19 protein-coding genes are annotated in these 19,516 nt (G+C 70.1%); 9 read left to right on the forward strand and 10 right to left on the reverse strand.

Features of this window, described 5'->3' with window-relative positions:
- Positions 1–571 precede the first annotated feature (571 nt).
- The 3 genes from MFF13_RS21515 to MFF13_RS21525 all read right to left on the reverse strand — a co-directional run bounded on the left by MFF13_RS21515 (position 572) and on the right by MFF13_RS21525 (position 3,488).
- Positions 572–817 carry a hypothetical protein gene (locus MFF13_RS21515; protein ID WP_147750548.1) on the reverse strand — a complete coding sequence of 82 codons (246 nt, stop codon included), beginning with the start codon at positions 815–817 and terminating at the stop codon, positions 572–574.
- 227 nt (positions 818–1,044) lie between these two features.
- Positions 1,045–2,265 (reverse strand): tryptophan synthase subunit beta, encoded by a 1,221-nt coding sequence (gene trpB, locus MFF13_RS21520; RefSeq protein WP_147750547.1) that lies wholly within the window; start codon positions 2,263–2,265, stop codon positions 1,045–1,047.
- Between the two features lie 227 nt (positions 2,266–2,492).
- Positions 2,493–3,488: a c-type cytochrome gene (locus tag MFF13_RS21525; RefSeq protein ID WP_147750546.1), complete on the reverse strand. Its 996-nt coding sequence runs from the start codon at positions 3,486–3,488 to the stop codon at positions 2,493–2,495.
- Between the two features lie 369 nt (positions 3,489–3,857).
- On the opposite strand from MFF13_RS21525, the gene MFF13_RS21530 reads away from it, so the two are divergent.
- Both MFF13_RS21530 and MFF13_RS21535 read left to right on the forward strand, forming a co-directional pair.
- Positions 3,858–4,601: a 3-deoxy-manno-octulosonate cytidylyltransferase gene (locus tag MFF13_RS21530; RefSeq protein ID WP_147750545.1), complete on the forward strand. Its 744-nt coding sequence runs from the start codon at positions 3,858–3,860 to the stop codon at positions 4,599–4,601.
- A 7-nt stretch (positions 4,602–4,608) separates the two neighbouring features.
- On the forward strand, positions 4,609–5,469 hold the full coding sequence (locus MFF13_RS21535; protein ID WP_147750544.1) for a prephenate dehydratase: 861 nt from the start codon (positions 4,609–4,611) through the stop codon (positions 5,467–5,469).
- Position 5,470: 1 nt separating this feature from the next.
- On the opposite strand, the gene MFF13_RS21540 is transcribed toward MFF13_RS21535, so the two are convergent.
- Entirely contained in the window at positions 5,471–6,196 is a 726-nt protein-coding gene (locus MFF13_RS21540) for a fused DSP-PTPase phosphatase/NAD kinase-like protein (RefSeq protein ID WP_147750543.1), read from the reverse strand.
- Positions 6,197–6,372: 176 nt separating this feature from the next.
- On the opposite strand from MFF13_RS21540, the gene MFF13_RS21545 reads away from it, so the two are divergent.
- Entirely contained in the window at positions 6,373–6,879 is a 507-nt protein-coding gene (locus tag MFF13_RS21545; RefSeq protein ID WP_147750542.1) for a GNAT family N-acetyltransferase, read from the forward strand.
- Between the two features lie 114 nt (positions 6,880–6,993).
- Positions 6,994–7,530, forward strand: a complete 537-nt coding sequence (ppa, locus tag MFF13_RS21550) for an inorganic diphosphatase (protein ID WP_147750541.1) — start codon at positions 6,994–6,996, stop codon at positions 7,528–7,530.
- A gap of 415 nt (positions 7,531–7,945) precedes the next feature.
- Here ppa and MFF13_RS21555 read toward each other — a convergent pair whose 3' ends face one another.
- Positions 7,946–9,202, reverse strand: a complete 1,257-nt coding sequence (locus tag MFF13_RS21555; protein ID WP_147750540.1) for an FAD-dependent monooxygenase — start codon at positions 9,200–9,202, stop codon at positions 7,946–7,948.
- Between the two features lie 204 nt (positions 9,203–9,406).
- On the opposite strand from MFF13_RS21555, the gene tesB reads away from it, so the two are divergent.
- The 4 genes from tesB to MFF13_RS21575 all read left to right on the forward strand — a co-directional run bounded on the left by tesB (position 9,407) and on the right by MFF13_RS21575 (position 14,281).
- Positions 9,407–10,315, forward strand: coding sequence for an acyl-CoA thioesterase II (gene tesB / locus MFF13_RS21560; protein ID WP_147750539.1), 909 nt, complete (start codon positions 9,407–9,409; stop codon positions 10,313–10,315).
- Positions 10,316–10,625: 310 nt separating this feature from the next.
- The gene (locus tag MFF13_RS21565) at positions 10,626–10,964 is read left to right on the forward strand and encodes a P-II family nitrogen regulator (protein ID WP_147728184.1); all 339 of its coding nucleotides are present in this window, start codon (positions 10,626–10,628) and stop codon (positions 10,962–10,964) included.
- Positions 10,965–11,047: 83 nt separating this feature from the next.
- Entirely contained in the window at positions 11,048–12,553 is a 1,506-nt protein-coding gene (locus MFF13_RS21570) for an ammonium transporter (protein WP_147750538.1), read from the forward strand.
- A 450-nt stretch (positions 12,554–13,003) separates the two neighbouring features.
- Positions 13,004–14,281, forward strand: a complete 1,278-nt coding sequence (locus MFF13_RS21575; protein ID WP_147750537.1) for an outer membrane beta-barrel protein — start codon at positions 13,004–13,006, stop codon at positions 14,279–14,281.
- 127 nt (positions 14,282–14,408) lie between these two features.
- Here MFF13_RS21575 and MFF13_RS21580 read toward each other — a convergent pair whose 3' ends face one another.
- The 3 genes from MFF13_RS21580 to trmD all read right to left on the reverse strand — a co-directional run bounded on the left by MFF13_RS21580 (position 14,409) and on the right by trmD (position 16,864).
- Positions 14,409–15,578, reverse strand: a complete 1,170-nt coding sequence (locus tag MFF13_RS21580; protein ID WP_147750536.1) for a phosphoserine transaminase — start codon at positions 15,576–15,578, stop codon at positions 14,409–14,411.
- 149 nt (positions 15,579–15,727) lie between these two features.
- Positions 15,728–15,913, reverse strand: a complete 186-nt coding sequence (locus MFF13_RS21585; protein WP_187275045.1) for a hypothetical protein — start codon at positions 15,911–15,913, stop codon at positions 15,728–15,730.
- A 204-nt stretch (positions 15,914–16,117) separates the two neighbouring features.
- Positions 16,118–16,864 carry a tRNA (guanosine(37)-N1)-methyltransferase TrmD gene (gene trmD / locus MFF13_RS21590; RefSeq protein WP_373322590.1) on the reverse strand — a complete coding sequence of 249 codons (747 nt, stop codon included), beginning with the start codon at positions 16,862–16,864 and terminating at the stop codon, positions 16,118–16,120.
- 89 nt (positions 16,865–16,953) lie between these two features.
- Here trmD and MFF13_RS21595 point away from each other — a divergent pair, with 89 nt between their 5' ends.
- Positions 16,954–17,691 carry a class I SAM-dependent methyltransferase gene (locus tag MFF13_RS21595; RefSeq protein ID WP_147750535.1) on the forward strand — a complete coding sequence of 246 codons (738 nt, stop codon included), beginning with the start codon at positions 16,954–16,956 and terminating at the stop codon, positions 17,689–17,691.
- A 242-nt stretch (positions 17,692–17,933) separates the two neighbouring features.
- Here MFF13_RS21595 and MFF13_RS21600 read toward each other — a convergent pair whose 3' ends face one another.
- Together MFF13_RS21600 and MFF13_RS21605 are read right to left on the reverse strand one after the other, a co-directional pair.
- The gene (locus MFF13_RS21600) at positions 17,934–18,170 is read right to left on the reverse strand and encodes a hypothetical protein (protein ID WP_306422439.1); all 237 of its coding nucleotides are present in this window, start codon (positions 18,168–18,170) and stop codon (positions 17,934–17,936) included.
- 17 nt (positions 18,171–18,187) lie between these two features.
- Positions 18,188–19,339, reverse strand: coding sequence for a helix-turn-helix domain-containing protein (locus MFF13_RS21605; protein ID WP_238272909.1), 1,152 nt, complete (start codon positions 19,337–19,339; stop codon positions 18,188–18,190).
- Positions 19,340–19,516: the final 177 nt, after the last annotated feature.

Below are 19,516 nucleotides of genomic sequence, written 5' to 3' on the forward strand. Positions count from 1 at the left end.
GGAATACCCTCATCGACCGCCCATGGCGCATCATGTCGATCGGACTGCGCGCCTGGGCCCATGAGTTCTCATCAGTGAGGATTGGTATAACATAATAAGATCGCCGCGCTGATACTGACCACCCGGAGTCGATAGATAAACGTTCTGATCGATAGTTCTGTCGGCAGTCGCATACGCACGGCGCAGAGCGGATGGGATGAGGGGGCGTATCGTCGAAGGAAATTCCTCGTCGATAAAAATTTCGGCTGGGTTGTCCGCGGCCATGTCGGTGCCTGTAGTGGAGTGCAATTTCCTACAGAAGCCGACATTCGTATCAAAAAGTCAACACCCTCGCGACTTCGCCTATCGTTTGGTGACCGCATTTCGTGCGATCTCTCGGCCCAACGTTCTGCCGGCATACCTGCCGATCGCGCAGCAGCTGTCTCAACCCATCTCGGCCGCAGCCTCATTCATCTTGGGTTTGGTCAGGCCGAAGTTCTCCGGCTCTTCTGCAGTAACGATGCGCATTGCTTTTACGGCGTTGCCGTTTGTGTCGGTAGGGCGCGTCTGGCCTTTGGTCCCGTGGGCATGGCTAATACTTAATCCCACCGGCGTCGCGGTCGTAGATGTTCTCAATAGCTGCGGCTATTTCGTCGTGCAGCACATCGCCATCAAGCTCTGGATCGCTCAGATCGAGGCCCGCTGTCTTTGCGGCAGCCCTCAATTTCTCAACCTCATCAGCAGCCCAATCATCTAGCCGGGCGTCCCACCGAGCGGGATCATTCCGGATATTCGAAGCGATCCAGTCGCGCACAAAGCTTGATGCTTGCTCGGCCATACCCATCTCCTGATCGGCGGCAAGTATACGCCAGCGTTAGTTATCGCGCGACGGACCGGAACAGGAACGCGAGCCTCAACCGTTCGAAGTCGGATTTCGAACCGACCTACTACCCATCGACTCTATGACTTGTTGACTCGCCGTTTCTAGATTCCGGGCTCCGCTGCGCGGCCCCGGAACGACGGAGGGGATGTTTTGCGAAACCCTGTCCGCGAGACGAGGCCGCCTCAGAGCTTCGTCCCAAAGATCTCCGCCACCTGCGGGATGTCCTTGTCGCCGCGGCCGCACAGGTTCATCACCATGAGGTGGTCGGCGGGCTTGTTCGGGGCCATCTCCAGCACCTTGGCCAGCGCGTGGGCCGGCTCCAGCGCCGGGATGATGCCTTCCTGCATCGAGCACAGCTTGAACGCGCCCAGCGCCTCCTGGTCGGTGGCCGAGAGGTAGGTGACGCGGCCGGATTCGTGCAGCCACGCGTGCTCGGGGCCGATGCCCGGATAGTCGAGGCCGGCCGAGATCGAGTGCGCGTCCGCGATCTGCCCGTCGTCGTCCATCAGCAGGTAGGTGCGGTTGCCGTGCAGCACGCCCGGCCGGCCGCCCGAGAGCGAGGCCGCGTGCAGGCCGGAGGACACGCCGTGCCCGGCGGCCTCGACGCCGAAGATCTCGACCTCGCGGTCGTCGAGGAACGGGTGGAACAGCCCCATCGCGTTCGAGCCGCCGCCGATGCAGGCCACGAGCGAGTCGGGCAGCCGCCCCTCGGCCTCCAGCATCTGCTCCTTGGTCTCGCGGCCGATGATCGACTGGAAGTCGCGCACCATCGCCGGATAGGGATGCGGGCCGGCGACCGTGCCGATGCAGTAGAACGTGTCGGCGACGTTGGTGACCCAGTCGCGCAGGGCCTCGTTCATCGCGTCCTTGAGGGTCTTGGTGCCGGACTCGACCGGGATCACCTCGGCGCCGAGCATCTTCATCCGGAAGACGTTGGGCGCCTGGCGCGCCACGTCGACGGCGCCCATGTAGACGACGCAGGTCAGGCCGAACCGGGCGCAGAGGGTCGCGGTGGCGACGCCGTGCTGGCCGGCGCCGGTCTCGGCGATGATCCGCTTCTTGCCCATCCGCCGGGCGAGCAGGATCTGCCCCAGCACGTTGTTCACCTTGTGCGAGCCGGTGTGGTTCAGCTCGTCGCGCTTGAAGTAGATCTTCGCGCCGCCGCAATGCTCGGTCAGCCGCTCGGCGAAGTAGAGCGGGCTCGGCCGGCCGACATAGTGCTTCAGGTAGCCGTCCATCTCGGCCTGGAACGTCGGGTCGGCCTTCGCCGCGGCGTAGGCCTCCTCCAGGGAGAGGATCAGCGGCATCAGCGTCTCGGCGACGAAGCGGCCGCCGAAGATGCCGAACCGGCCGCGCTCGTCGGGGCCGGTGCGGAACGAGTTCGGAGGGGGAGACAGGGTCACGGGTCGCGTCCTTGTTCGCGAGGGTGGGGTCGCGACGCGGTGATCGCGATGGGCCGTCCGGGTGCGGGGCGCACCGGGCGGGCCGTGTGGGGTCGGGTTTGCGGTCAGATCGCCCCGCGGGTCAACACGCGCCGGCGCATGGCGGACGGGGCCGACCGTCGCGGCGGGAAACGAAAAGGCCGGGCGTCGCCGCCCGGCCTTCGTCGTCCGATCCCGTTCGGGCCGGGCTATTGCGGCTTGTCGGCCGGGACCCCCTGCACGCTGCCGTTGGCCTTCAGGTCCTGGGCCTTCTGCTCGGCCGCAGGGTCGGCCTTGGCCGGCGCGTCGGTGGTCGCGGGCGCCGGCGGCGCGGTCGGCGCGGGCGCCGTGTCGGAGGAGGGCGACGGCCCGCTGCTCTCGGGCGCCGACTTCTGCTCGACCGCGTTGCGGTTCTCGGACCCGGCGCCGGCGGGCGCGCCCGGCGGCTTCTCGGTGACGGGCTTGTCGGTCTTCACGTCGGCGGGCTTGGCCGGGCTGTCCTTGCCCTCGGAGGCCTTGCCGGCGGCCGGCTTCTCCGAGGTCGGCTTGTCGGCCGGCTTCTCGGCAGCCTTCGCATCAGCCGGCTTCTCGGCGGGCTTGGCGGCGTCCGCGGGCTTCGCCGCGTCGGCCGGCTTGGCCGCGTCCGCAGGCTTGGCCTCCGCCGCCTTCTCGGCCACCGGGAGCGGCTTCGGGCTGTCCGACAGGGTGTGGAGGTAGGCGATGACGTTGGCGCGTTCCTGCGGCGACGAGATGCCGGCGAACGCCATCTTCGTGCCCTTCACGTAGGCCTTCGGGCTGGTGAGGAATTCGTCGAGGTCGGCGTAGGTCCAGGCGCCGCCCTTCTCCTTCATCCCGGCCGAGTACTCGAAGCCCTCGTGGCCGCCCTTCTTGCGCTCGACCACCTCCCACAGGTCCGGGCCGACCTTGTTCGGGCCGCCCTTCTCGAAGCTGTGGCAGGCCTGGCAGGCCTTGGTGCCGCCCTGGCCCTTCTCGACGTTGGCCGAGGCCAGGCGCACCGCGATCGGCTCGACCTTGGCGGCCTCGGGCGCGGCGGCGCTCTCTTCCTTGGCCTCCGGCAGGTCGTAGCCGGCCTTGCCCGCGGGCTTGGGGTGGTAGATCAGCTCGGCGACGAAGCCCGATCCGGCCACGAACAGCAGGGCGCCGAGGACCGCACCGGCCACCTTGTTCAGCTCGAACGAGTCCATGCTCTCTTCAACTCCTGTCGCGCTGCGCGGCGGGCCGGCCCACGCCCGGCGTGCCGGCGCCGGACTTTGGAAGATTTCGAGGGTGCTTAGCCGCTCCAAGCCGACCTTGACAATGGCGGATCGGGTGACGACGGCCACACGATTGGTCGCACGCCGCCCGCCACCCAACGCGCCCGGGCGCCCTCGGGTGCCCGAACCGGGCCTGTGGCGTGCCCCCGCGGGGCGTTTGGCGTACACCCAGCGGGGCGTACGACCGCGCGCCGGCGCCTTCGATGACAAGGCGGCGGGCGCCTGTTAAGCACCCGTCCGCGGCCGGATCGCTGGCCCCAAATCGCCGCCTCAAAGTCGCTCGCCCGAGATCGCCGACGGATGTCCGATCCCCTCGTCCTGATTCCCGCCCGCCTCGCGGCGACGCGCCTGCCGAACAAGCCTCTGGCGCTGATCGCCGGCGAGGCGATGATCGTCCACGTCTGGCGCCGCGCGGTCGAGGCCGGCATCGGCCCGGTGGTGGTCGCCACCGACACCGCGGAGATCGCCGCCGCGGTCGAGGCGGTGGGCGGCGTCGCGGTGATGACGCGGGCCGACCACCCGTCGGGCTCCGACCGGCTCGCCGAGGCCCTGGAGATCGTCGACCCGCAGGGGAACCACGACGTCGTCGTCAACGTGCAGGGCGACCTGCCGACGATCGACCCGCGCGCCATCGGCGCGGCGGTGGCGCTGCTCGCCGACCGGGCGGTCGACATCGCGACGCTGTGCGCGCCGATCACCGATCCGGCCGAGGCCGACGACCCGAACGTGGTCAAGCTCGTCGGCCACACGGTCGGGCCGGAGCGCCTGCGCGCGCTGTACTTCACCCGTGCCCGCGCTCCGTGGGGCGACGGGCCGCTGTTCCACCATATCGGCCTCTACGCCTACCGCCGCCGGGCGCTGACGCGCTTCATGGCGCTGCCGCCGGGCGAGCTCGAGACCCGCGAGAAGCTGGAGCAGCTCCGCGCCCTGGAGGCCGGGATGCGCATCGACGCCGCGATCGTCGACGACCTGCCGCTCGGCGTCGACACCCCCGCCGACCTGGAGCGCGCCCGCGCCCTGCTCGGCGCCCGCCGCCTCAACTGACGATCCGATGACCGATCCGAAGACCATCAGCTACCAGGGCGAGCCCGGCGCCAACTCGCACATCATCTGCGCGGAGGCCTACCCGGACTGGACGCCGCTCCCCTGCCCCACCTTCGAGGACGCCTTCGCGGCGGTCACCGAAGGCCGGGCGCAGGCCGCGATGATCCCGATCGAGAACTCGATCGCGGGCCGCGTCGCCGACATCCACCACCTGATCCCGACCTCGGCGCTCCACATCGTCGCCGAGCACTTCCTGCCGATCCACTTCCAGCTGATGGTCCTGCCGGGCACGAAGCTGGAAGACCTCAAGTCCGTCCACACCCACGTCCACGCGCTCGGCCAGTGCCGCCGCATCATCCGGCGGCTCGGCCTCAAGGCGGTGGTGGCCGGCGACACCGCGGGCGCCGCCCGCGAGGTGATGGAGGCCGGCGATACGTCCCGCGCGGCCTTGGCGCCGGCTCTGGCGGCGGAGGTCTACGGCCTCGACATCCTCGCCCGCGATGTCGAGGACGAGGCCCACAACACCACCCGGTTCGTGGTGTTCCGGCCCGACGCCCTGCCTGCGGCTTCGGACGACCGGCCGATGGTGACGAGCTTCGTCTTCCGGGTGCGCAACATCCCGGCGGCGCTCTACAAGGCGCTCGGGGGCTTCGCCACCAACGGCGTCAACATGTCGAAGCTCGAGAGCTACATGGTCGACGGCGAGTTCACCGCGACGCAGTTCTACGCCGAGGTCGACGGCCACCCCGAGGAGCCGGGGCTGGCCCGGGCGCTCGCCGAGCTGGCGTACTTCTCGCGCGAGCTGCGGATCGTCGGGACCTATCCGGCCCACCCGTTCCGTGACGCGGCGCGGCCGGCGGCGGAATAGCTCACTCCCGCCCGATCACCCGGTCGACCACCACGTCGGACCAGAAGCCCGGCCGGAAGCCGCGCTTCAGCGCCTCCGGGTCGTAGACGGTCTCGACCCAGGTCAGGAAGTCGAGGCCCCGCGCCTCCCCCTCGATGCGATAGCGCGCGAAGAACGCGTCGAGGATGCCGGTCTTGGCGAAGCGGAAATGGCCGTAGCGGGCCGAGAGCTGGCGCGCCGCCTCCGCCACCGGGCGGTTCTCGTGCAGGATCAGGTAGAGGGCGGCGCCGAGGCCCGCCCGGTCCGCGCCCGACTTGCAGTGCATCACCGCCGGGTATTCGAGGCCGGCGAAGAAGTCGCGCGCCGCCAGGATCGTCTCGCGCGAGGGCGCCTCGCGGGAGCGCAGCACGAACTCGACGAGCTTGAGCCCCTGGCGCTCGCAGGCCTCGCGCTCCAGCGGCCACGAGCCGTGCTCGCGCCCGCCGCGGAGCGAGACCACCGTGCGCACCCCCTCGGCGCGGAAGCGCGCGAGCTGGTGCGGCCCGGGCTGGGCCGCGCGCCACATCTTGCCCGTGCCGACGGGATGGCGGTTGAGGTAGGCCATCCGGAAGATGCCGTGGTCGACGAACAGCATGTTCGCCCAGGCGCCGAGGCGTGCCGGCGCGCCGCTGATCGGGCGCGCGAAGCGCTCGATGCGGGCCATGCGGCGGGCGTAGCGGGTCTCGGGGCTGAGGAAGCGGTTGAACACGGGCTCTCGGGGCTGCGTCGCGGGGCAGGCCCTATCACCGCACCCGGTGGGCGGCAATTCGGCATCGCCCTTGCCTGTCGTCGGCTGCCTTCTGTTCGCCCCGATCGCGGGAGAACCTGACGGCCCGACGCGGGTTGCCCCTCGCGAACCGCACGACCGAACGGAAGGGTCCGGCCATGAGCACCCGCACCACGAGCATCCGCCGGGCCCGCAACGCGGATGTCGGCGCGCTGTCGGCGGTGTTCGATGCGGCGTGGCGCGAGGCCTATCGCGGGATCATCCCGGGCGTCGCCCTGGAGCGGCTGATCGCCCAGCGCGACGGCGCGTGGTGGCGCGCCGCGCTGAGGCGCGGGCGGCCGATCGCGGTGGTCGAGACCGCCGACACGGTGGTCGGCTACGCCGGCTACGGCCGGGCCCGCAGCCGGTCGCTCGGCGTCGAGGGCGAGGTCGACGAGCTCTACCTCCGGCCGGAATACCAGGGCGTCGGCCTCGGGCGGCGCCTGTTCCTGGCGGTGCGCAACGACCTGGCCGACCACGGCCTGACCCGGGTCGGCGCCTGGACGCTGGAGGACAACGCCCGCGCCGCCGAGTTCTACGCGGCCTTGGGCGGTCGGCCCGGCCCGCGGGCGCTCGACCGCCTCGCCGGCGTGCCGCTGCCCAAGGTCGGCTACCTGTTCGGCTGACGCTTCTCCGCGTTCGTCGCGGGCGGCGGCGCGGCCCGGATTTGCTTCGGCGCCGAGGCGCTTTAAGAGACCGGCCCAACGGGGCGAGGCCCCGATCCACGGGACGCCAGCGCCATGATCATCGACAACATCTCGATCGGCAAGAATCCGCCGCACGACGTCAACGTCATCATCGAGGTGCCGCTCGGCGGCGAGCCGATCAAGTACGAGATGGACAAGGAGGCCGGCGCGCTCGTCGTGGACCGCTTCCTCTACACCCCGATGTTCTACCCGGGGAATTACGGCTTCATCCCGCACACCCTGTCCGGCGACGGCGACCCCTGCGACGTGCTCATCGCCAACACCCGCGCCGTGCTGCCGGGCGCGATCATGAGCGCGCGCGTGGTCGGCGTGATGGTGATGGAGGACGAGGGCGGCGAGGACGAGAAGATCATCGCCGTGCCCTCGCGCCACCTGACCAAGCGCTACGACCGGATTGAGAACTACACCGACCTGCCCGAGATCACGATCGAGCAGATCCAGCACTTCTTCGAGCACTACAAGGATCTCGAGCCCGGCAAGTGGGTCAAGTTCGTGCGCTGGGGCGACAAGACCGAGGCCCACCGCCTGATCCAGGAAGGCATCGACCGCGCCACCAAGGCCAAGGGCTGAGCTGCAAAGGCCTGAGGGAGTTCCGCGCGGCCTGATTCGAAGGCCGCGCGCCTCCTCCCTCCCCCCGCAGACGGGCTCCCGTAGTCACACATGTCGTCACGGCCTCGGACGACCCGCGGGTTCCCCTCTCCCCGCGGGCGGGGAGAGGCCTGCACGGACCTCGTCGTCCGTGCGGGAAGCGAAGGCGAAGCCGCAGCGGCGGTGAGGGGGAGCTTCCGAAAGAGCCACGTCCGGCGTCGCCCCCTCACCGTCGGCTGCCGCCTCGCTTTGCCGACGACGAGGTCGGCAAAGCCCTCTCCCCGCATGCGGGGAGAGGGGATGCGCGTAGAGTGCATCGCCAGAAGCCGGGATGTCTGAATTCCGTCGGCAGAGCGGCGGGGAAACCGAGCGCGTTACCGCCACGACCTGAGGCGCCTCACAGCGCCTCGCCGCGCAGCAGCCGCGGTTGGGTGCCGCGCGAGGCGGCGGCCTCGCCGACGAAGAAGCGCTTGAGGCCGGGCAGTCGGTCGACGAGGCCGAGGCCCAGGTCGCGGGCGATGCGGACCGGCAGGGCGTCGTTCGAGAACAGGCGGTTGAGGCCGTCGGTGGCCGCCGCCATCGCCAGCGTGTCGAACCGGCGCGCCCGCTCGTAGGCGACGAGGACGTCGGCCGCGCCCGGATCGAGCCCGAGGCGCAGGGCGCCGGTGACCGCCTCCGCCAGCGCCGCCGCGTCGGCGAGGCCGAGGTTCAGCCCCTGGCCCGCGATCGGATGGATGACGTGGGCGGCGTCCCCCAGCAGCGCCAGGCGCTCGCCGTGGAAACGCCGGGCGATGCCGAAGGCGAGCGGGTGGGCGCTCGGCCCCTGCTCCAGCGCCAGCTGCCCGAGCTGAGGCGTGAACCGCCGCTCGATCTCGGCCAGCACCGCGTCGGGCTCGCCCCCGAGCAGGGCGTCGACGTCGGCGGCCCGCTCGGTCCAGACGATCGAGGAGCGGTGGCCCTGCGGCCCGTCGGCCAGCGGCAGGATCGCGAACGGGCCGCTCGGGAGGAAGTGCTCGGTCGCCCGGCCGCCGTGCGGGCGGGCGTGCAGTACCGTCGCGACGATGCCCACCTGCGGGTACGACCAGCCGACCCAGCCGATCCCGGCCGCCTCGCGCAGGCGCGAGCGCGCTCCGTCGGCGGCCACGAGCAGGGCCGTCCGCAGGTCGCGCCCGTCGGCGAGCGTGGCGCGGATGGTGTCGCCGTCGGGCGTCGCGCGGGCGATCCCGACCGGCTCCAGCGCGACGCCGGCCGCCTCGCAGGCCGCGCGAAGGGCTTCCACAAGCGCCTCCGCCTCGACCATGTGGGCGAAGGGGCCGTCGGCGTCCCGCGGCGTCTGCGCGAAGGTGAGGAAGACCGGGCGCACCGGGTCGGGGAGCCGGCTGTCGCTGATCGCCATCTCGGTGATCGGTGCGGCCGCCGCCCCGAGCCCGTCCCAGATCCCGAGCCGCTCCAGCATGCGCCGGCCGCCCGCCGCGATGGCGAAGGCCCGGCCCCGCTGCCGCACGGCCGCCTGCGCGAGCCCCGGATCGCAGACCGTGACCGCGAGCGCATCCCCGTGCGCCTGGCGCAGGGCCAGGGCCAGCGACAGGCCCGGGATGCCCGCGCCCGCGAGCAGCAGGTGGCGGCTGCCCGGGCGGGTCGTCGAACCCCTCATCGCCTCGTCCTCATCGTTCGTGCATCCCGCCTCGCGGCGTCCCGGCAGTGACACCGCTTCCGCCCGCAGGCAACGCCCGGCGCGGGCGGGCGGTCCCGGAGTGGCGCCGTCGCAGGCCGAGCGCGATGGCGGGCGCGATGGCGAGGCGGGCCGTGCGGATGCTATGGCGGAGGCGTCCCCGCCGAGAAAGCCCGCCGCACCGCCATGCCGTCCGATCCCGTCCTGCCGCCCGAGCCGGCCTCGCCGACCAACCCCGACATCGTCGCCGAACTCCTCGCCATCCTCGACCTCGAGCGGCTGGAGACCGACCTGTTCCGCGGCGTCAGCCCGCAGAACGGCTGGAAGCGGGTGTTCGGCGGGCAGGTGGTGGGGCAGGCGCTGGTCGCCGCGACCCGCACGGTGCCGAGCGCCCGGGCGCCGCACTCGCTCCACGCCTACTTCCTCCTCGGCGGCGATCCCAGTGTGCCGATCGTCTACGAGGTCGAGCGCATCCGCGACGGCCAGAGCTTCACCACGCGCCGGGTCAAGGCGATCCAGCACGGCCGCGCGATCTTCGCGATGACCGCCTCGTACCAGGTGACGGAATCCGGCCACGCCCACCAGGCGGCGATGCCCGAGGCGCCGCCGCCGGAATCGCTGCCCGACACCAAGTCCCTGCTCGCCAAGGGCGTGCCCGGCATCCCCGCGGCGGTGGCCGGCTATTTCGGCCGTCCCCGCCCGATCGAGCTGAAGCCGGTCGACCTGCGGCGCTACCTCGAAGGCGGGCCGCAGGCGCCCCTGTGCAATGTCTGGCTGCGCGCGGCCTCGACGCTCCCCGACGACCCGGCGATCCACCAGGCGGTGCTCGCCTACGCCTCGGACATGACCCTGCTCGACGCCACGCTGATCGCCCACGGCCGCTCGGTGTTCGATGCCGACATCCAGTCGGCGAGCCTCGACCACGCCCTGTGGTTCCACCGCCCGTTCCGGGCCGACGACTGGCTGCTCTACGCGCAGGACAGCCCCAACGCGGCGGGCGCCCGGGGTTTCGCCCGCGGCCAGATCTTCTCGCGCGACGGGACGCTGGTGGCGTCGGTGGCGCAGGAGGGCCTGATCCGCCCGCGGTCGGCCTAGTTTCGCGCCAAACCCTTCGGCGGCGGCCTTGGTGGCCGTTCGATTGAGCTTCGATCGAGCAAGATGCCTGCTCAGTAGGCATCTACTGCTCAGCTTGCGCCCGCCGCCGCGCCAGTGCGCGACCAATGCGTGTGCATTCGGGACGGATGCGAAAAGGTTCCCGAAAACGTCGGCCCTGGCATAGTCCTTGAATGACGGCCCGGCGATCGCGGGGCCATTCCGGCCCTGCGCGACCATTCCCGGACCGGGGCCCCCTGCCGAGCGTCGGCTGCGGCGGACGGTTCCCAAGCCACAGCAGGGGGCGCCACCCATGAAAATCGTGATGGCCATCATCAAGCCGTTCAAGCTGGAGGAGGTGCGCGACGCGCTGACCGGCATCGGCGTGCACGGCCTGACGGTGACCGAGGTCAAGGGCTACGGCCGCCAGAAGGGCCACACCGAGATCTACCGCGGCGCGGAATACGCCGTGAGCTTCCTGCCCAAGCTGAAGATCGAGGTCGCGGTCGCCGCCGACCTGACCAGCACGGTGATCGACGCCATCGCGGGCGCCGCCCGCACCGGCCAGATCGGCGACGGCAAGATCTTCGTCATGCCGCTGGAGAAGGCCGTCCGGATCCGCACCGGCGAGACCGACGCCGACGCGCTCTGAGCGGCCGGCGACAGACGCCGTCCCTCCCTCCATTCTGCCTCGCATCCATCCTGACAGCACCGCGACCCGGGAGTCTCGTGTCCATGAAACTTCGTAACGCCCTCGCGCTCGGACTGGGAGGGGCCGCGCTCGCCCTCGTCCTCGTCGAGCCGTCCCTCGCGCAGACGCCGGTGCCCGAGGCGGCCTCCGCGCCCGCGCCCGCCGCCCTGGTGCCCAACAAGGGCGACACCTCCTGGATGCTGATCTCCTCGGCCCTCGTGCTGATGATGAGCGTGCCGGGCCTGGCCCTGTTCTACGGCGGCCTCGTGCGCACCAAGAACATGCTCTCGGTCCTGACGCAGGTCTTCGCGATCGTCTCGATCGTCTGCCTGCTGTGGGTGTTCTACGGCTACAGCCTCGCCTTCACCAACGGCGGCGGCATCAACGACTTCGTCGGCGGCTTCTCGAAGGCGTTCCTGAAGGGCGTCGACCCGAACTCGACCGTCGCGACCTTCTCCAACGGCGTCGTCATCCCGGAATACGTCTACATCTGCTTCCAGATGACGTTCGCGATGATCACCCCGGCCCTCATCGTCGGCGCCTTCGCCGAGCGGATGAAGTTCTCCGCGCTCGTGGTGTTCACCATCCTCTGGGTGACGCTGATCTACTTCCCGATGGCGCACATGGTCTGGTACTGGGGCGGCCCGGACGCGGTCGGCAACGCCGCCAAGGCCCTGGCTGCCGCCACCGACGACGCCTCGAAGGCGACCGCGCAGGCGGCCCTCGACGCCGTCAACGCCGACGCGGGCTTCCTGTTCAAGAAGGGCGCCCTCGACTTCGCCGGCGGCACCGTCGTGCACATCAACGCGGGCATCGCCGGCTTCGTCGGCTGCCTGATGCTCGGCAAGCGCATCGGCTACGGCCGTGACCTGCTCGCCCCGCACTCGCTGACCATGACCATGATCGGCGCCTCGCTGCTCTGGGTCGGCTGGTTCGGCTTCAACGCCGGCTCCAACCTCGAGTCGAACGGCACCACGGGCCTCGCCATGATCAACACCTTCGTCGCCACGGCGGCGGCGGCGGTGTCCTGGCTGTTCGTGGAGTGGGCGATGAAGGGCAAGCCGTCGCTGCTCGGCATGGTCTCCGGCGCCATCGCCGGCCTCGTGGCCGTCACCCCGGCGTCCGGTTTCGCCGGCCCGATGGGCTCGATCGTCCTCGGCCTCGTCGCCGGCGGCGTCTGCTTCGTGATGTGCTCCACCGTGAAGAACGCGATCGGCTACGACGACTCGCTCGACGTGTTCGGCGTGCACTGCATCGGCGGCATCCTCGGCGCCCTGGCGACGGGCATCCTGGTCGACCCGAAGCTCGGCGGCGTCGGCATCCCCGACTACGCGACCAAGCCCGGCGAGATGGTGCTCGGCACCTACGACATGATGAGCCAGTTCATCATCCAGGCGGAGGCCGTCGGCCTCACCCTGCTGTGGTCGGGCGTCGGCTCGGCGATCCTGTACAAGCTCGTGGACCTGACCATCGGCCTGCGCGTGACCCAGGACGAGGAGCGCGAAGGCCTCGACATCGCCGACCACGGCGAGCGCGCCTACAACTACTGAGCCGTCGACGTCCCCGAGACGTCCAAGGAAGCCCCGGTGCCCCGCACCGGGGCTTCTTTCGTTCCAGCGAGCCGCCGGCGAGCATGCCCATCAGCCCTCCGACGGGTCCGCCGACGGGTCCGCTCGGCGAGACCGGTGCGGAAGCCTGATCCCGAGGCAGGCGATCGCGCCGCGGACCAGTCCTCCGGCGTCGAGCGATTCGCCGATGCAGTCGATCCCGGCTCGTTCCGCCGCCGCTTGGTAACGATGCGTTAACGAAGCGGCACGGAATTCCGGAAGATCAACTCCTGACGGTGCGTTCGGCTGTGGTGCGACGGCAACACATCTTGGCGATAGAACTGTCCAGCTCTGGATTGCCTCTTTGCTAGGCAATTGCCCGCAAGATGTTTTTGCGGAGGTTGGGAACTTTCGGCACCTTGGCCGCAGCAAAAAACAAACGGGGCTCGGACTATGACCTTGAAGCTGTTCCTCCAGGGCGCCACGGCGTCGATCGCCACGCTGCTCTGCGTCGGACAGGTGTCGGCCGCCGACCTGTCGGCTCGGCCCGCCCCGCCGCCCGTGCCGGAAGCCTGCAAGGTCGCGATCACCTTCCCGGCCTATGGCGGCGTGATCAAGCAGAACCCGAACCCGAGCTGCTTCACCATCGGCGGCCTCGGCGAGATCTACGTCGGCGGCGCGGTGACCGGCTACGCCTACACCCAGACCAACCCGTTCAACACGCTCGTCACGCCCCCCGGCGTGCCCAACGACCGCGCCGGCCGCGTCGACTTCTCGAACCTGCAGGGCTTCATCCAGAAGGCCGACGGCCCGTTCCAGTTCTACGTGGCGGTCGGCGCCTACACGATCCCCGGCCTCGGCGCGCCGATCTACAGCGCCTTCGACCAGACCGACCTGCTCTTCACCCCGGTCTCGATCGCGTTCGGCAAGTATCAGATCAACGACGAGTGGTCGCTGCAGGGCGGCCGCATGCCGACCAACATCGGCTCGGAGCTGCCGTTCACCTTCCAGAACCTGAACATCTCCCGCGGCCTGCTGTTCAACCAGGAGAACGTGATCAACCAGGGCGTGCAGGTGAACTACGCCAGCGGCCCGTGGGCGGCCTCGCTGGCTGCGACCGACGGCTTCTTCTCGGGCGAGCTCAACTGGATCACCGGCCTGATCACCTACAAGATCGACGACGCCAACACGATCGGCATCAACGGCGGCACGCACTTCAGCAGCTTCAACTCCGGCCTGCAGAGCCTGCGCTTCCAGTACGCCACCCCCCTGGCGCTGCAGAACAGCAGCATCGTCAGCCTGAACTACACCTACGCGGCCGGCCCCTGGATCGTGACGCCCTACATCCAGTACACCAACGTCGAGCGCAACGCCGCCTTCGGGCTCAACGGCGCCGAGACCTTCGGCGGCGCGATCCTGGCGAGCTACGCCTTCACCGACAACTTCGCGCTCGCCGGGCGCTTCGAGTACATCGCCCAGACCGGCAGCCGCTTCAGCGTGATCCCCGCGACCTCCGTGCTGTACGGCCCGGGCAGCGAGGCGCTGTCCTTCACCGTCACGCCGACCTTCACCTTCGGCCAGTACTTCCTCCGCGGTGAATACTCGCGGGTCGAGCTCTACGACATCAGCCGCGGCAACCTCGCCCTCGGCACGCTCGGCACCGGCTTCGGCCGCACCGGCAACCGCACCTCGCAGGACCGCTACATGGTCGAGACCGGCATCACCTTCTGAGGCCGGCACCGCGCGGGACCGCTCATCCGGTCCCGCACTTGCGACCGAACGAAGAAGGGGCGGCGCCGATGCGCCGCCCCTTCTTCGTCTGCGCCTCGTCCGGCCTGCCGGGCGAGGCGGTCCGCGCTCAGGCGGCCTGCGTCAGCGCCGCCTTCTGCTGGGCGAAGGCCCAGTCGAGCCACGGCGTCAGGGCCTCCAGGTCGCTCCGCTCCACCGTGCCGCCGCACCAGATGCGCAGGCCGGGCGGCGCGTCGCGGTAGGCGCCGATGTCGAGGGCCACGCCCTCGCGCTCCAGGGTCTCGACGATGCCCTTGGCGACCCGCTCCACCACGGCGTCGCCCAGCGCGAGCACGTCCGCGTCGGCGATGACGAGGCACACGCCGGTGTTGGAGTAGGTCGCCGGGTCGACCGCGAGGTTGGCGATCCAGGGCGTGCGCGCGACCCAATCGTGGATCACCTTCGCGTTCCCGTCGGCCCGCGCGTGCAGGGCGTCGAGCCCGCCGAGCGATTGCGCCCAGGCGAGCGTGTCGAGGTAGTCCTCGACCGCGAGCATGGAGGGCGTGTTGATGGTGTCGCCGGAGAAGATCCCCTCGATCAGCTTAGCCCCCTTGGTGAGGCGGAACACCTTCGGCAGCGGCCAGGCCGGGACGTGGCTCTCCAGGCGGGCGACGGCGCGGGGCGAGAGCACCAGCATGCCGTGCGCCGCCTCGCCGCCCATCACCTTCTGCCAGGAGAAGGTCACGACATCGAGCTTGTCCCAGTCGAGCGCCTGCGCGAAGGCGGCCGAGGTCGCGTCGCAGATCGTGATGCCCTCGCGGTCGGCGGCGATCCAGTCGCCGTCCGGCACCTTCACCCCGGCGGCGGTGCCGTTCCAGGTGAAGACCACGTCGTTGGCTTTCGTGTCGATCGCCGACAGGTCGGGCAGCACGCCGTAGGGCGTCTGGTGGATGCGGGGGCTGATCTTGAGCTGCTTCAGGGTGTCGGTGACCCATTCGGAGCCGAACGCCTCCCAGGCCGCCACCTCCACGGTCTTCGGCCCGAGCATCGACCACATCGCCATCTCGACGGCGCCGGTGTCGGAGGCCGGGACGATGCCGATTCGGTAGTCGGCCGGCACCCGCAGCACCGCCCGCGTCAGGTCGATCGCCTGCTTCAGTTTGGCCTTGCCCGCGGGCGAGCGGTGCGAGCGGCCGAGCGGCGCGTCGGCCAAGGCCGCCGGCGTCCAGCCGGGGCGCTTGGCGCAGGGGCCGGACGAGAAATGGGGTAAGCGCGGGCGTGTGTCGGGTCGGCGCAACATCAGATCCATCCTTACAGATGGGCGCACCTCGTCGGGGAGGCGTGTCCCGCCGCCGGGATGCGCCGATCCGAGCATCGGCGCAATCATGGGGGGCTTGGAAAAATCTTCACCGGGCGTCCCGGTTCGGCGCCCCCGACGCCGGTCCGGCATCAGATCGGCTCGGATACCGGAATGAAGAGGCCACGAATACAACGCGGATTTCGCACCGCGATCTGCGTATGGCTCTTTTGCTTGAATCCCGACCCGGGATAGAGTTCGCCGCCCTCGGTAAAAATTCCCCTCACCGTATCGTAGGGTTCGAGGTCCAAGTCTTCGTCGCACGATTGATCGATCATGCGTGAAGGTGGTTGATGACGGCGCAGTCCAAAAACCGAAGCAGCTGATCGGAATGCTGGTCGTTCTTAATGTTTTTGTTTTTTGGCAGAGGAAGGTCCGGCGAGCCTGAGGTCCTATTGAGATCTCCGTCGGACTCGCAACCGACGATGCGAAAGATCGGCACGCGATCTCGGTTCTTCGACCATTCGGACGTGACGGACGCACTACCCGCGCGGCTTCCCCATCAGATCCGGCCGGCGCTCGGCGGTGATCCGCTCGGATTCCGCGCGGCGCCAGGCGCGGATCGCGCCGTGGTCGCCGCCGGTGAGGACGTCCGGGATCGTGCGGCCCTCCCAGTCGCGGGGCCGGGTGTAGTGCGGGTATTCGAGGCGTCCGCCCTCAAAACTTTCCTCGTCGCCCGAGGCCGCCTTGCCCATCACGCCGGGCAGCAGGCGCACGCAGGCGTCGACGAGGGTGATCGCCGCGATCTCGCCGCCCGAGAGCACGTAGTCGCCGATCGAGACCTCCTCGAGGCCGCGCCCCGCGATCACCCGCTCGTCCACCCCCTCGAACCGGCCGCAGACGATCACCGCGCCCTCCCCCGCGCTCAAGGCCCGCACCCGCACCTGCGTCAGCGGTCTTCCGCGCGGGGACATGAGCAGGCGGGGCCGCGCGTCGTCCGGGCCCGTCGCCGCGTCGATCGCCGCGGCGAGCACGTCGCAGCGCAGCACCATGCCGGCGCCGCCGCCGGCCGGGTTGTCGTCGACGTTGCGATGGCGGCCGAGCCCGTGCTCGCGGATGTCGCGGGCCTCGCAGACCCAGTCGCCGCGGGCGAGCGCGCTCCCCGACAGCGAGGCGCCGAGCGGCCCGGGAAACATCTCGGGATAGAGCGTCAGGATCGTCGCCCGCCAGGGGCGCGCGTTCGGCGTCGGGGTCGTCATGGTCGAGGTGGTCATGGTCGGGGCGGTCATGGCCGCTTGATGGCGCCGCGACGCCTGCGCGGTCAACGCCGCGGCCGACACCACGGCACTTGGTGCCGCCCTCGCGCGTTCGGACTGCGATGATCAGATCCGCTTGCGCCGCCCTCCTCGCCCTGACCTTCGCGGCGCAGGCCGCCGAACCCCTCGGGCCCCCCGGCGCGCCGGCCGCGGCCTTCCCGAAACCCGACCGGCCGGTGGCCGAGATCGTGGCGGCGCAATGGGCGCTGGAAAAGGACCGCGAGAAGGCCGACGAGTTCGGGCAGGTCGCCCGCCTGATGGGCTTCAAGCCCGGCGAGACGGTGGCCGACGTCGGCGCCGGCAGCGGCTACTACGTCACGCGGCTGAGCCCGCTGGTCGGGCCGCAGGGCCGCGTGCTCGCCGAGGACGTGACGCCGCGCTACCTCGCCGACCTCGAGGCCCGCCTGCGCAAGGCGGACCTGACCAACGTCACGGTGGTGCGCGGCGAGCCGCACGACCCGCGCCTCGCAGCCGACTCCGTCGACGCCGCGATCCTGGTGCACATGTACCACGAGATCACCCAGCCCTACGGCCTGCTCCACAACCTCGCCGCCGCGATGAAGCCCGGCGGCCGGGTCGGGATCGTGGACGCCGACGACATCCCGTCGCGCCACGGTACGCCGCCGAAACTCCTGCGCTGCGAGCTGTCGGCCGCGGGATATCGCGAGACGAGTTTTTCGGTGCTCGACGGCGGCGTCGGCTACCTCGCGGTGTTCACGGCGCCCGCGGCGGGCGAGCGGCCCGACCCGAAGGCGATCGTCCCGTGCAAGGACGAGGCGACGCGAGGGAAGGCGCGATAGGGGTGGCTTCGGCCGCCGAGACGGCGGCTTCGCGACCCCTCGCAGAGCCTCGCAAGTCCGCTTCCGGGCGTCTCGAGGATGCGAGCCGACGGCCGTGCCGGGTTGAAAGCCGTTCCACGAAGCGGCTGCACACGACGCTTCTGGGCGTGTGAGACCCGATCCGGTCGATCCCTTCGGGATGGCGGATTCGGGCTTCGCTCGGGCGCCGCGCGGGCTGGCCCGATCCGGCCTGTCGATCGGCGCTACGAACCGATGTCGCCGATGCCGGCGAGGCGCGCTTCGATCCAGGTTTGCGCCGCGTCGAGGCTGGCGAAGATCGGCGCTCGATAATCATCGACGCGGCCGAAGCCCGCCTCCAGGAACCACTTGCCCGCGTCCTCCCCATGCTGCTCCGACAACTGCACCAGGATCGCAGCCAGAAACCCGTCGGCGAAGACGAGCCGGCTTTCCTGGTCGTCGCTTCCCGTGGCGACCTGCACAGGCTGTAACTGAAGGGTCATGCCGCAACACGCTCCCCCAGATGCAGGTAGTTGGCCTTGAACTCGGCCAACGCCTTGAGGCGCGGGAGGTCGAGGATGGTCAGTCGGCGATAGCGGAGTTCGATCAGCCCCCGCCGCCGGAGTTCCTGCAGCGTCCGGTTGAGGTGCACGTTCGACAGGCCGGTGGTGTCGGCCAAGACCTCCTGCGTGAGCGGGAGGTCGAAGCTGTTGTTCTCGACCAGTCCCACCACCTGGAGTCGGACCCGAAGCTCACACAGCAGATGCGCGAGCCTCTCCAAGGCCGAGCGGCTGCCGACGTTGACCAGCCACTCGCGCAGCGTCGCCTCGTCCACCAGCGTACTCACCCGGAACGCACGCGCGATCTGAGGATGATGCTCCATCACCTCGGCAACCGTCTCCGGTGCGATGCGGACCACGCGGCAGGCGGACAGGGTGGTGATCGCGTGGTCCATTTTGTCGAGCAACGCCACGTCGAGGTCGCAGAAGTCGCCCGGCACGAGGTAGGCGGTGATCTGGCGGGCGCCGGTCGCCCCCACCTTGTGGCGGCAGGCGATGCCCTCCAGGATCAGGAACACGCCCTCCGGCGCGTCGCCCTCGCGGACGAGGTCGGTCTGCGACGGGACGATCCGGGACGGAGCGCTGATCCGCTCCAGCACCGCCATGTCGGCCTCCGACAGGGGCGCGAAGCCCTTGAGCTTGCGCACGAGCGGATTGTTCCAGCCGGTCGCAGCCTTGGACAGCCGGAGCGGTGTCGGCGCCTCAGCGCTGACAGGTGCGGCGCTGGAGAGGGCGAGTTCGTCCAACAGGGTCACCACGTCCCAAGGCAGGGCGGGCTTGATCAGCCACGGCGCGTTGCGAAAGCTGGTGGCCGCCGGCTCGTCGCGGTGGATGCCGGTGTGGACGAGGAAGGGGATCTCCCGCTGGCGCAGCTCGCGCGACAGGGGGATGCAGGGTCCGTCCCGCAGCTGCACGTCGAGGACGGCCAAGGTCGGCTGCTCGCGCTCGAGGATCTGCACGGCGTCCGCCGTCGTCGCGCAGGGGCCGAGCACGCGGTAGCCCGCCGTCTCCAGCGCTTCGCTGAGATCCATGGCGACGACCGCATCCGGTTCCGCGAGCAGTACGGACGGCTGCTGACTCATCGGATCCATGCATAGCTCCCGTTCACTGCGCCGCAGAGCCAATTGCCGATCGCATGGTTCCAACACCTAAGTTATAAACGGTGCTCCATCGTATTTGATAGATATCTCTTGCTCTTGGTGTGGTAGCCAACACACCGTCCAGCTGCGTTTCACATAAGTTAAAGCTTATACCAATCCTCACTGATC

Source organism: Methylobacterium cerastii (genome assembly GCF_022179125.1).
Taxonomy (GTDB): domain Bacteria; phylum Pseudomonadota; class Alphaproteobacteria; order Rhizobiales; family Beijerinckiaceae; genus Methylobacterium; species Methylobacterium cerastii.